This is a genomic window from Ruegeria sp. N11, assembly GCF_056531525.1.
Genome location: NZ_JBQFLX010000005.1, coordinates 249279 through 261033 on the forward strand (window position 1 = coordinate 249279; position 11755 = coordinate 261033).

The window sequence follows — 11755 nt, forward strand, 5'->3', positions numbered from 1 at the left end:
TTGACGTTAAAACAAACGAAAAGCGAGTATCCGCAAATCTTACTACCGGGGCTCGCTCTGCCATTCACTCAACCCAAGCAGAGCGACCGTTATGAGGCAAACAGGGAGGAATACATGAAGAGAGCGCTACTACAGGCGTGCATGATATGTGCCGGTGCATCAGCCGCGCAGGCTGGGGGGCTGGACCGAAGCGGACAGGGTATCAACCTTATTTTCGAAAAAGGTACGGTTGCTCAGTTCCGCCTTGGGTATACCGACCCAAGCGTCAGCGGCACCATGCCCAGCTTGAATCCCGCCACCCTGGGCCAGCCCGTTGATTCAGGCGATGTCGCCAACAGTTTCTTCACACCCCACCTCGGCTTCAAAACATCGCTGACCGACAAGCTTGATTTTGCGGTCATGTACGATCAGCCGTTCGGGGCGGACATATCATACGCAAGCAATTACCCGTTGTCATTGAACCCAATTCCGGGCGGCCGCTCCGGTGTTCTGGAAGCAACGGCTGATACCGACGCAATCACGGCGCTGCTGCGCTACAAGTTCGACGGTGGCTTCAGCGCCATCGGTGGTATTCGCGCTCAACGTGTTGAGGCATCCGTTACCGTTCCGCTCGCCGCCGGATATCAAGTGGATACCGATGCCGATATCGCGTTTGGCTATGTGGTTGGTGTGGCGTGGGAGAAACCCGAGATCGCGGCACGCGTAGCACTGACCTACAACTCGAAAATCAGCCATGACTGGTCGCAGACGGAATCGCTGAACCCTCCACCGCGCCCCCCGATCACACCGGGAACTGTGGCAACATTCGACACGTCGAGCGAGATTGAAACACCGCAGTCCGTAAACCTGGACTTCCAGACCGGTGTGGCGCCTAAGACCCTTCTGTTTGGCTCGATTCGCTGGGTCGACTGGCCTCAGCTGGTATATAATCCGCCAAACTATCCGCCGACCTCGAACCTGGTCGATTACGACGAAGCCACGTTCACCTACTCTCTTGGTCTGGGATATCAGTTCTCGGAAGAATTTTCGGGAGCTGTGACACTGGGCTACGAATCCTCGTCAGGCAATCCGGTTTCCAACCTGGGGCCGACCGACGGGTTCTGGAGCATTGGCCTGGGCGGAACGTACTCGCTTGAAAAGGCCAAGATCTCGGGCGGCGTTCGCTACACCGATATCGGCGATGCGACCGCAGACGGCGCAGGACCGTTGGCACGGGCAGACTTCTCAGGCAACAGTGCGTGGAGCGTGGGCTTCCAGATCACATACGCTCTGGACTGATCGCCAAGACACGGAATTGACCCCGCATGACGTGCGGGGTCTTTTTTTTCGCAGGATCCGGGTCGTCGTGCACGTCCGGACGTGCGAACACAAACCATGACTTCTCAAAAACACTTCTCCGCCCGCGCCTGGTCCGAACTTTGTCTGTTGGGCCTGATTTGGGGCGCATCCTTCGTTGCCATTCGTATCGCGCTGGACTCGGTGCCTTTCGTGACTTCGGTTCTGCATCGGGTGTTCTGGGCAATGCTGGTGCTTTGGGCTGTGGTTTGGTTTCAACGGCTTCCTGTTCCCCGTAACCCACGCGTCTGGGGGGCGTTTCTGATCATGGGTCTGCTGAACAATGCAATTCCGTTTTCGCTGATGGCATGGGGGCAGCTTTATGTGACATCCGGTTTGACGTCGATATTGAATGCCGCAACCGCCATTTTCGGCGTGATCGTGGCGGCACTATGCTTCAACGACGAACGTTTGACGCCAGCTCGTATCGTTGGTGTTGCGCTTGGCTTTGCAGGCGTCACCATCGCCATTGGACTTCAAAATTTCACAAGTTTCTCACTGCAAAGCACGGCCCAGATCGCAATTGTCGCGGGAACAGTTTCCTACGCTCTAGCCGGGGCATGGGCCAGGGCAACCCTGTCCGACCTGCCACCACAAGTCGCCGCGGCTGGAATGCTGACGGCGTCGACGATATTGATACTGCCGTTCGCTCTGTTTCTGGATGGTGTCCCAACGTTTGCCCTGCCGATTTCCGCATGGGTCGCAATCGGATATTACGCATTGATTGCAACTGCCGGGGCCTATCTGCTGTATTACCGGATCCTGGCGATGGTAGGCAGTGGAAACCTGATGCTGGTGACATTGATAATTCCGCCTGTCGCCATCGTGCTGGGGGCAGTTATTCGCGGCGAAACGCTACAGCCCAATGCGTTTGCGGGATTTGCCGTGCTGGCACTGGGCCTGCTGATCCTCAACCGCTCGGGTCCGCGCGATTGACGCCGCTCGCTGCCCGATTTAGCTAGGTTCCAAAAGGAACGGCGGGTCATGATCTACAATTCGGCGAAAGACTGGCGCGAGGCAGCGCGGAAAAAGGTTTTGTTCTTCGGCATGTCGGGCCTGGGCAAAACTTACGTATCGAACGTTCTGCGTGACTCGGGTGATTGGTTTCACTACTCGATCGATTACCGGATCGGGACCCGTTACATGGGAGAGTACATTACCGACAACGCCAAAGCGCAGGCGATGAAGGTGCCTTTTCTGCGCGACCTGCTGCTGTCGGACTCGATCTATATCGGTTCGAACATCTCATTCGAGAACCTCAAGCCCGTCGCGACATACCTGGGCAAACCGGGCGACCCGGAATTGGGTGGAATGGAACTGCAGGAATATCGCCGCAGGCAGGAACAGTTCCGGCTGGCAGAAATCCACGCCTTGCTGGATACCGAGTATTTTGTCGACCGGGCTCAGCGGCTTTACAAATACCCGCACTTCATCTGTGACACGGGCGGATCGATCTGCGAGTGGGTCGATCCAAGCGATCCCAGAGATCAGGTCCTGTCAGAATTGTCCGGTCAGACACTGATGATCTGGATCAAGGGCGACGAAAACCACGCCTCCGAACTGATCCGCCGCTTTGACAAAGCCCCAAAGCCAATGTCCTATCAGCCTGAGTTTCTGACCCGCGTATGGGACGAATACCTGACCCTGAATGACTGCGCCCCGACCGAGGTCGACCCCGATGCCTTCATCAGGTGGACCTATGCGCAGGCTCTGGCGCACCGCCAGCCGCGTTACCAGGCAATGGCCGACAATTGGGGCGTCACTATTCCCGCTCGTGAGATTGCGTCGGTCCGGGACGCCGGAGATTTCGACGAGTTGATCGAACGCACTCTTGAGACCCACCGCAACCGCACATAGTTTTCAAACTTACCTTGTTCCCGCAAAGGCTTGACCAGTATGCCAATCAAGATCCCATCCGACCTTCCCGCATTTGACGTCCTCAGCAACGAGGGCGTCATGGTCATGGCCGAGGATCAGGCAATGCGGCAGGACATCCGGCCATTGCGCATCGGGTTGCTGAACCTGATGCCGAAGAAGATTCAGACCGAAAACCAGTTCGCCCGCCTGATCGGCGCCACGCCATTGCAGATCGATCTGTCGCTGATCCGCATGACCGAGCACCAAACCAAGAACACCGCCGCCGAGCATATGCAGGAGTTCTATCGCCCTTTTCAGGAGGTGAAGGACGAGAAGTTCGACGGTCTGATCATAACCGGCGCGCCGATTGAACATCTGGATTTCAACGACGTCACCTATTGGGACGAGATCAGGGAAGTCTTCCAGTGGACACAAACCAACGTGCATTCCACTTTCGGTGTGTGCTGGGGCGGAATGGCCATGATCAACCATTTTCATGGCGTCAGGAAACACATACTGGACGCGAAGGCATTTGGCTGCTTCCGTCATCGCAATCTGCAACCATCCTCGCCCTTTCTGCGCGGATTTTCAGACGATTGCGTGATCCCTGTCAGCCGTTGGACCGAGATGAAACAGGATGAGATAGACGCAGCACCCGGATTGATCACCTTGCTGGGCAGCGATGAAGTCGGGCCATGTCTGGTCGAGGACAAGGCCCACCGCGCGATCTATATCTTCAACCATTTCGAGTATGACAGCGACACGTTGAAACAGGAATACGATCGCGACGTTGCCAACGGCACGCCGATCAATGTCCCGCTGAACTACTATCCCGATGACGATCCAACAAGGACACCGCAGAACCGGTGGCGAAGCCATGCGCATCTGCTTTATGGTAACTGGATCAGCGAAATCTACGAAACCACCCCCTATGATATCACTCGGATCGGTATGGAAATGACCGACCTGAGGGCCTGACGCGGGTCGATGCGTGTTGCCGTCATCCTCCTGACTGCCCTCGCCCTGTTCCGGGCCTTCACCCTGTGGCGAGCCGCGCGATATCAGGAAAGCGCAGAGGCCGCTTTTCCGCCCGAAGGGGACATCTTGACCGTTGACGGCATTGCGGTTCACGCGGTGGTCATGGGCCAAGGACCGGATGTGGTGTTGATCCACGGCTCCAGCGGAAACACGCGGGACATGACGGTTGCGCTGGCTCCGATCCTGGCACAAAGCTTTCGTGTCATCGTGTTTGACCGGCCCGGCCTCGGATACAGCCAAAGCTTTAACCCGAACGGCGAAACCATCACGGAGCAAGCCGAAATCCTGCAACGTGCGGCCGCCCAGCTTGGAGCCGAGAAACCCATTGTCGCCGGGCAAAGCTATGGTGGTTCCGTTGCATTGGCATGGGCAGTGACCCGGCCCGAGAACATTTCGGCACTGGTTTTGATCGCGCCGGCAGCCATCCCGTGGGAAACACCACTGGATGGTTTCAATCGGCTCGCCTCGACCACGACGGGGCGCCTAGCGGCATTGCCGTTCGTGTCCGCATACACGCCGGACTGGTTTGTCGAACGCGCATTGGATGAAGTGTTCGCGCCGCAGAAAGCCCCGGAAGGCTACGCCGCCCATTTCGGCCCCGGGCTGACGATGCGACCCGAGTCAATGCATGCCAATGCACGGCAACGCGCCAACCTTCTGAACGAGATCACTGAGCTGCAACCACGGTACGGAGAGATTTCCGTGCCAACCGAGATCATACATGGCACGGCTGACACGACGGTTGAAACCGACTGGCACGCGGAACCGCTGACCCAACAGATCCCCGGTGCGGAATTGATCCTGCTTGATGGAATCGGGCATATGCCGCAAGTGGTCGCCGCGCCCGAGGTTGCCTCGGCCATCGACCGGGCCGCACAACGCGCCGGTTTGCGTTAGGCTTCCGGCTAATCCATAGTCAGGTATGGATTTTATCGCGAGGTAAGGCATGGCCCGTTCGGACAAAGGTTTGATCGAAGACTACTACCGAAATGATGCGCCCAAAGACGTTCGCTCTGCGATCAAGGATGCCGGGAAACGCGAAATTCTGAATCCCTCTTTTCCCTACTCGGAAAAGATGAAGGGCAAGGAATACGATCGGCAGATGGAGGCTTTGCAGATCGAGTTGGTCAAGATGCAAGCCTGGCTGAAAGACTCGGATCATCGCGTGGCGCTGATTTTTGAAGGCCGCGATGCGGCGGGTAAAGGCGGCACCATTAAACGCTTTCGCGAAAACCTGAACCCGCGTGGCGCGCGGGTTGTGGCGCTCAGCAAACCATCGGATGCCGAACGCAGCCAGTGGTATTTCCAACGCTATATCCAGCATCTGCCCTCGGCAGGTGAAATCGTGTTCTTTGATCGCAGCTGGTACAACAGGGGTGTGGTGGAAAACGTTTTTGGCTTTTGCACCTCTGAAGAACGGGAACGCTTTTTCCGGCAAGTCGCCCCGCTGGAAACCGGGTTGGTGAATGACGGCATTCATTTCTTCAAGTTCTGGCTGAATGTCGGGCGCGCGGAACAGCTCAGTCGCTTTCTGGATCGCGAAAATGACCCGCTCAAGCAATGGAAACTCAGCCCGATCGATGTTGCCGGTCTTGGAAAATGGGATGAGTACAGCCAATCCATCGCAGAAACGCTGAGCCGCACCCACTCGGATCACTGTCCCTGGACCATCATCCGCTCGGATGACAAGAAACGTGCGCGACTGGCCGCCATTCGTACGGTGTTGCACGCGCTGGACTATGACGAAAAGGACAAGAGCGCGATCGGAGAGATCGATCCCCTGATTTGCGGCGGGCCGGACATCTGGGAGTCGTAGGCGTACGATTGACTGGCAAACATGGTGCAGTTGTTGGACGGGCCAGCCTGCTTACTTTACAAGTTATGACAACAAAAAACGCCTGAGGCCTGGATGACAAAACGCGGGTATCACCACGGAAACCTGAAACAAGCGCTGATCGAGGCGGCATTGTCCTTGATCGAAGAAAAGGGTCCCACCGGGTTCACCCTGTCCGAAGCTGCCAAGACGGCGGGCGTAACGCCTGCCGCAGTGTACCGGCATTTTCACGGCCGCGAAGACCTGATCGCCGAAGCTGCGCGTCAGGGGTTCGAGATGTTTGCCGATCTGATGCAGTACGCATACGACAAAGGCCAACCCTCGGCCTTGGCCGCGTTCGAAGCGACCGGGCGAGCATATCTGGCCTTTGCCCGCAAGCATCCCGGTCACTACATTTCGATGTTTGAAAGCGGTATTTCCCTGAACCGGACCCCTGAGCTGGCGATGGCCGCCAACAGGGCCAAGGCCGTTCTGGAAAAAGCCGCCAGTGAACTGTCCAAGCACATTCCGCCGGAAAAACGCCCGCCCGCATCGATGTTCAGCGCCCATATTTGGGCAATGAGTCATGGAGTCGTGGAACTGTTTGCCCGAAATACCGGCGCAAGCTCTCCCTTTCCGCCCGAAGACCTTCTGGAGACCGGCATCGGCATCTACCTGAGGGGGCTTGGCCTGGTTCCGCAGGACGACTGAACCCGATCAGAAGACCTTTCTGGGTTGCGGTACGCTCAGGCCGGACGTCACATTGATCAGGTCCATTTCACCCATGCCCTTGATTTCCACGAGTCCCAGATCCGAAACCTGGAATTCGTCAATCAACGCATACTTCATTTCTTCCGGAGCAACAATTTTCATTGGATTCGCAAAAACTTGCAGTCGGGACGCAATGTTCACGGCCGGGCCAAAAACGTCGTAGACGTATTTCTGGATACCGACGACCGACCCCACCGCGGCGCCCATGCCCAACCCGATACGGGCCTGCCATTTGTGGGGGTGTGTCTCGTTGCGCCGCTCGAGATACCTGAGGAACCGGACCGCGCAATGGGCGACAGCCGTTGCATGGTCCGGCGTCGCATCGGGCATGCCGGACACTGCAAGATAGGCATCTCCGATCGTTTTGATCCTTTCACATCCATATTGTTCCACGATGCGGTCAAATGCCGTGAAAATATCATTCAGCTCGCTCAGCGTGACTGTCGGGTCCGTTTTCGCAGCAAAATCGGTGAAGCCGACGAAGTCCAGCATAACCACCGACACTTGTTCATAAAGCTGCGGTGTCACAACGCCGAACGTCTTGAATTCCTCGTAAACCGCACGAGGCATCAGGTTCAGCAGCAACCTTTCGACCCGTTCCTTTTCCCGCTCAAGTTCGCGCGTATTGCGTTCCACCATGGTCGAATAGCTGTCGATCATGCTTTCTAATTCACGAATGCGGGTGATGTTCTGGCACTCGACCACCAGGACCTGCTCGGAAAGGCCATTGGCAAGGGAAACGGCCGTGGCAAATATCAGGGTCCTGCGTTTCGGCTTGATCTGCAACTCCACTGAATAACGCAGACCGGATTGTTTCACATCCTCCAGTTCTCGCATATCCAGGTCCGGAAGGAAGTCCATCAGGGTTTGTCCTTCGGCTGGTGTGCCGAACCATTCGCTGAAGGGTCCATTATAGAAGACAAAACTTAAATCCGAGGCACGGACAACAGCCACTCCTACCCCGATTGCACGCAGCAGTTGTTCATTGATTGCAAGAATACTCATGCAGCGTCCCGCGCCACGATGATAGCGCGCTTCCCTTCGATTGCAGCCAGCGCCGTTTTCACATCACCGTCCGACATTCCGTGCATTGACAATGCCTGCCCGAACAATTCGGCCATCTCGTCAAAGTCCGAGTGGCTGATGTTCAGGTTCCTATGCACCGCCTCGATCCGTTCATCACTGAACGACGCCGGTCCGCCGACCAGTGACGAAACGAACTTGGTTTGGTGATCGATCAGACGCGGCATGTCGATGTCTTCGAAGAAACCTCCGATTTCATCGGAGTCCAGCGCCATTTCGTAGAATGTCATTACGATACGGCTGATGGTTTTGAACCCGCCGTATTTCTCATAAATTGTCTGACCCACACCAATTACCTGCGTGTTAATTCTTCATAACACTGCAAGGTTATATCAAATTGAAAGTTTTGTTAACGTTTATGACCGGATCACTGATTTCAACGACATGAATGGCCCGGTATCCGTGGGCCTCAGACTCTCAAATCTTCGGCGCAGGGAATGAACCCTGCATAGCCGCCCTGACTCAGCAGACGCTCTTGCCGCCCCATTCGCCAGCGCAATTTTCGACCCGCCGCCTGCAGTTCGCGCCGAACCCGAAACCAAAGCGGCCCCTTGTCCAGACCGCTATTCGTTGTCTTGTCCTGTGACCGTTCGCTGACTTTGACAGTTTCTACCGTCTGACCCTGTTGCTTCGACCAGATCATCTGTACGCCAACCGCAGGGAACACCTGAAACATGCGCCAGTCGGGGCGCGGAATAGATACAAAATCGTCCAAATGATCTGAGTAATTTTCCGACCACGACAAAAGCTTTCGGCACCCTTCCTGTGAAAGAATGTACGCAGCCGCACTGGGTGCCATTTCCAGCATCGGTCTTGCCATGACACCACCAATGGTCTCCTGTGGCCCGAAACGCAACGGTTTGGGAGAATAGTCAAGCTTCACAAAATCAAAGACTTGGCCATTGGAAAGAATTGTCTCAATCACGCCTCCGGCGCTGGCAGACATTTCCACATCGTCCTCAAAAACCGCGGCGGCTTGCAGTCCCTGATCCACGATCTGTTTCCAGACGGCCCGGTGGCTTTCAAAACAGGCAATCTCGCTTCGCTTCAGGCCCCAACGACTACCGGTTCCCGGGACATATCCGTTCCCTTCAAGCGCCCCTTCTGCCTGCGCGTCCGTCGCACTGAATCGAATTGCGTTGCTCAACCCGGCTTTGGCGAACTCGGCCTCCATGAACTCCCGCCGCTCGGGAACGCGGTCCAGGTTGATAAAAAACACACCGGTCAACTGCTCCTGCCTCTGACGCTCCACTACCGTTCCTTTCGTTCAATTAGCGCAGGCCGGTCCTGCCTGATCCGGAAATCAACCCTGTACGCGGGCCACGATATGGCAGGCCGAGGATTCGCGGATCAAAATTCGCCAAAGCTGCCTGACATGCGCTTGCGTCTCCGCAAGATGGAATGCTGATACGCACGTTTGCTAAACAGCGTCAAAGGCAGAAGAACCCTTTCACCCAGCCCATCAATCACGACCAGACGCCCGCCCCTTTGTTCAGCGCGAACAACGTTTTCCAACCCCATGTCGCCCATCAGAATGTTGCCGCGTTCCAGATCATCCAAAAGTTCCATAAACTCGTCGTGCAGCGTACGGATTTTGTCTTTGTCGCCGTCGTACGAGACAAATTCCTGATACACCGTCGGTGCCAGATCGCCGCCCGGGCCGGTCATCTTTTCCACGACCAGCGCTGGCCCCGCTGATGTCGACGCGTATCCCATAAACCGGGCCAGACGCTCGATTTCGGGGCATCCTCGGCTCAGGGCGGCCAGGTACTCATTTGCCTCGCGGTTCCACTGCCGCAGATTGCCATAACGCCATTCAGCGTATCGCGGTAAAAAGTGACTGCGAACCGGTTTGTCCGTTCTGACCTTGAGCAGCGCGTTGTCTTGTTCAGGGTGCTGGAAAATCAGGTAATTGCGGCTTTTTCGCAGTGGTTCAAAAGAACTCAGATCGATCATGAAGCGTTATTCCAGTAGGTCAAACTCACCGCAACTGTCTTGCAAAGCCACAGCATGTGCCAGCCAGATATAAAAGCGCCGCTGTCTTGATACAATGCAGCATCCAGTCAATTCACCACTGATCGCCCCATCAATCCACGCGCGACCAACCGACATGACGAACAGTGATCCAGGGTGATAGGAATGGGGCTGGCGCCATACGTTCTCTGACGAACAGTTCGGCCTGAAAACGCAGACGCATCGTCCTACATCACGCTGTAACCGCCGTCCACCGGTATCGTCACGCCTGTCACAAATCCGGCCAGATCTGATGATGCAAGGTAAAGAACTGTCCCGGTCATTTCCTTTGGCTCACCCCAGCGCGCCAAAGGTGTTCGTTGGACGATGGAAGCACTGAACGTGTCGTTTGCCTGCGATTCTGCGGTCAGGTTGGTCCGGATCCATCCTGGCGCAATGGCGTTTACCCGTACGCCGTCACGCGCATAAGCGACCGCAAGCGATTTGGTCAGGCCAACGATCCCAGTTTTGCTTGCGGCATAGGCTGGCCCCGATCCGCTTCCGAAGTAGCTGTACATCGAGGCGATATTGATGATGCATCCCGGCCGTTTGGCCAATTTCGGGTACAGGCCGTGGCTTAGGCGATAAACCGAGTTGAGGTTGATAATCATGTTTCGATCAAACCCCTCGGGAGAGAGGCCTTCAGGAGGATCAACAAAGGTTCCCGCATTGTTGACAAGAACATCAACCTGACCAGTCGCGGCGACCAGGGAAGCTACCGAGGCTTCGTCTTCCATGTTCACCTGATGGTATCGGAAGGCGGAAAGGTCCGCCTGATACTCCCCGACCGATCCCCTTCTGCCGGTCACAGTCACCTTCGCTCCAGCGTCTACGAACGCTTCCGCGACGGCGAGCCCGATGCCGTTTGAGCCGCCTGTCACCATGACGTTCTGCTCTGAAAAATCCAGAATGCGCGCCATTACTCTCCTCCTATCCAAAGTAAGCCGCCGTCGGGATCCTGTGGGCCAGCATTCAGGGGAAACTCGACAGCAAGTCCTTTCAATCTGCACGCGCCCATTCCAGCACGGCCGTTCCACGTTTCCCTCCAAATGTCGCGTTCTTGCCACGAAGCGTAAGCCGATCTTTTGCGACCTCAATTTCCCGCTGCAAGGTCAGGCCTACAAAATCCTGCAAAACCGAGACTAGTACTTCATGATTGACCGTTTGGTCAGAGACTTGAAACGTACCGCAATAGGAGATGTGGCTTCCGAGTGCCGCTTGGGCGGCCTCGCTTGTTGCGGTCGAACTGTCCGAACCAAAAGGTTGTCTACCAGCCGACATCATGTGCACGAATACATGCCCGTCCTCAGAATAGTGAAGCATTTCAATCGGATCGGGCCCGTATGGTTCCTCGTGCGTGCCATCGTCGTAGTCAAAGCGATAAGCGACAAGTTTCCATGTTCCGAGAACAGACTTTTCCGAGAGCCTTTCCGAGCCGTTCATCCAAAAACTCCAACTTCAATGCGTGGATCGGCATCAAACGCCGTGCGCCTGACGCAGTCGACAAAAGCGGCCTTTTTGAATGGGTAATTTGTTATTGAAAGAAGGACCGCTGGTCAGTCAGCTGCAAGGATATGACTCGACCGAAATAGGTCAAACGAAAAAAGTCTGAATCAGCGGCTCTCAGAAGACGGCTGGATCTGGGCTTCGTTTGGTTTGTGGCGGTGCTGTCAGACGAATTCGAACCAGTCTCAGTTTGCCGCGGAAACCGTGAACCTATCCGGAACAAAGTTGACGCCACTCGGCGAGAGCGTCGGCGCGGGTCAGCTTGAAGGTGTCTCGGCTGGTTAGCGATCTTTCCTGGTTGAAGTGGTTGTATACGGAGGAATAGACGGAAGCGAATTT

General features: G+C 56.0%; 13 protein-coding genes and 1 pseudogene. 7 read left to right on the forward strand and 7 right to left on the reverse strand.

Annotation, left to right across the window (positions count from 1 at the left end; genetic code table 11):
- The first annotated feature begins 114 nt into the window (after nucleotides 1-114).
- The 7 genes from ACR0J8_RS07715 to ACR0J8_RS07745 all read left to right on the forward strand — a co-directional run bounded on the left by ACR0J8_RS07715 (nucleotide 115) and on the right by ACR0J8_RS07745 (nucleotide 6754).
- Entirely contained in the window at nucleotides 115-1278 is a 1164-nt protein-coding gene (locus ACR0J8_RS07715; RefSeq protein WP_170806242.1) for an OmpP1/FadL family transporter, read from the forward strand.
- Nucleotides 1279-1374: 96 nt separating this feature from the next.
- Nucleotides 1375-2271, forward strand: coding sequence for a DMT family transporter (locus tag ACR0J8_RS07720; RefSeq protein WP_480523845.1), 897 nt, complete (start codon nucleotides 1375-1377; stop codon nucleotides 2269-2271).
- Nucleotides 2272-2319: 48 nt separating this feature from the next.
- A complete protein-coding gene (locus ACR0J8_RS07725) occupies nucleotides 2320-3192 on the forward strand; it encodes an ATPase (RefSeq protein ID WP_480523843.1) in 873 nt (290 codons plus the stop codon).
- A 39-nt stretch (nucleotides 3193-3231) separates the two neighbouring features.
- On the forward strand, nucleotides 3232-4170 hold the full coding sequence (metA, locus tag ACR0J8_RS07730; protein ID WP_480523842.1) for a homoserine O-acetyltransferase MetA: 939 nt from the start codon (nucleotides 3232-3234) through the stop codon (nucleotides 4168-4170).
- 9 nt (nucleotides 4171-4179) lie between these two features.
- Nucleotides 4180-5127: an alpha/beta fold hydrolase gene (locus tag ACR0J8_RS07735; protein WP_480889488.1), complete on the forward strand. Its 948-nt coding sequence runs from the start codon at nucleotides 4180-4182 to the stop codon at nucleotides 5125-5127.
- 49 nt (nucleotides 5128-5176) lie between these two features.
- Entirely contained in the window at nucleotides 5177-6046 is an 870-nt protein-coding gene (gene ppk2, locus ACR0J8_RS07740; protein WP_480523838.1) for a polyphosphate kinase 2, read from the forward strand.
- Nucleotides 6047-6139: 93 nt separating this feature from the next.
- A complete protein-coding gene (locus ACR0J8_RS07745) occupies nucleotides 6140-6754 on the forward strand; it encodes a TetR/AcrR family transcriptional regulator (RefSeq protein WP_170616716.1) in 615 nt (204 codons plus the stop codon).
- Between the two features lie 6 nt (nucleotides 6755-6760).
- Here ACR0J8_RS07745 and ACR0J8_RS07750 read toward each other — a convergent pair whose 3' ends face one another.
- From ACR0J8_RS07750 to ACR0J8_RS07780, 7 genes and pseudogenes are all read right to left on the reverse strand, one after another.
- Complete coding sequence (locus ACR0J8_RS07750; RefSeq protein ID WP_480523836.1) at nucleotides 6761-7819, reverse strand: adenylate/guanylate cyclase domain-containing protein; 1059 nt, start codon at nucleotides 7817-7819, stop codon at nucleotides 6761-6763.
- On the reverse strand, nucleotides 7816-8184 hold the full coding sequence (locus tag ACR0J8_RS07755) for a group I truncated hemoglobin (RefSeq protein WP_170616712.1): 369 nt from the start codon (nucleotides 8182-8184) through the stop codon (nucleotides 7816-7818). The genes ACR0J8_RS07750 and ACR0J8_RS07755 overlap by 4 nt, the downstream gene beginning before the upstream one ends.
- 122 nt (nucleotides 8185-8306) lie before the next feature.
- The gene (locus tag ACR0J8_RS07760; protein ID WP_480523833.1) at nucleotides 8307-9149 is read right to left on the reverse strand and encodes a glycosyltransferase family 25 protein; all 843 of its coding nucleotides are present in this window, start codon (nucleotides 9147-9149) and stop codon (nucleotides 8307-8309) included.
- A 98-nt stretch (nucleotides 9150-9247) separates the two neighbouring features.
- Nucleotides 9248-9853, reverse strand: a complete 606-nt coding sequence (locus ACR0J8_RS07765; protein WP_170616708.1) for a YrbL family protein — start codon at nucleotides 9851-9853, stop codon at nucleotides 9248-9250.
- A 245-nt stretch (nucleotides 9854-10098) separates the two neighbouring features.
- Nucleotides 10099-10830 carry an SDR family NAD(P)-dependent oxidoreductase gene (locus tag ACR0J8_RS07770; RefSeq protein WP_480523831.1) on the reverse strand — a complete coding sequence of 244 codons (732 nt, stop codon included), beginning with the start codon at nucleotides 10828-10830 and terminating at the stop codon, nucleotides 10099-10101.
- A gap of 79 nt (nucleotides 10831-10909) precedes the next feature.
- Entirely contained in the window at nucleotides 10910-11353 is a 444-nt protein-coding gene (locus ACR0J8_RS07775) for a lipocalin-like domain-containing protein (RefSeq protein ID WP_480889495.1), read from the reverse strand.
- 273 nt (nucleotides 11354-11626) lie between these two features.
- Nucleotides 11627-11755: pseudogene (locus ACR0J8_RS07780) on the reverse strand (IS6 family transposase); the annotation flags it as partial.

What these genes read in the sequence shown, in the direction of transcription:
- ACR0J8_RS07715 (WP_170806242.1), top strand. Translation starts at nt 115, where the DNA reads ATGAAGAGAGCGCTACTACAGGCGTGCATGATATGTGCCGGTGCATCA.
- ACR0J8_RS07720 (WP_480523845.1), top strand. Translation starts at nt 1,375, where the DNA reads ATGACTTCTCAAAAACACTTCTCCGCCCGCGCCTGGTCCGAACTTTGT.
- ACR0J8_RS07725 (WP_480523843.1), top strand. Translation starts at nt 2,320, where the DNA reads ATGATCTACAATTCGGCGAAAGACTGGCGCGAGGCAGCGCGGAAAAAG.
- metA (WP_480523842.1), top strand. Translation starts at nt 3,232, where the DNA reads ATGCCAATCAAGATCCCATCCGACCTTCCCGCATTTGACGTCCTCAGC.
- ACR0J8_RS07735 (WP_480889488.1), top strand. Translation starts at nt 4,180, where the DNA reads ATGCGTGTTGCCGTCATCCTCCTGACTGCCCTCGCCCTGTTCCGGGCC.
- ppk2 (WP_480523838.1), top strand. Translation starts at nt 5,177, where the DNA reads ATGGCCCGTTCGGACAAAGGTTTGATCGAAGACTACTACCGAAATGAT.
- ACR0J8_RS07745 (WP_170616716.1), top strand. Translation starts at nt 6,140, where the DNA reads ATGACAAAACGCGGGTATCACCACGGAAACCTGAAACAAGCGCTGATC.
- ACR0J8_RS07750 (WP_480523836.1), bottom strand. Translation starts at nt 7,819, where the DNA reads ATGAGTATTCTTGCAATCAATGAACAACTGCTGCGTGCAATCGGGGTA.
- ACR0J8_RS07765 (WP_170616708.1), bottom strand. Translation starts at nt 9,853, where the DNA reads ATGATCGATCTGAGTTCTTTTGAACCACTGCGAAAAAGCCGCAATTAC.
- ACR0J8_RS07770 (WP_480523831.1), bottom strand. Translation starts at nt 10,830, where the DNA reads ATGGCGCGCATTCTGGATTTTTCAGAGCAGAACGTCATGGTGACAGGC.
- ACR0J8_RS07775 (WP_480889495.1), bottom strand. Translation starts at nt 11,353, where the DNA reads ATGAACGGCTCGGAAAGGCTCTCGGAAAAGTCTGTTCTCGGAACATGG.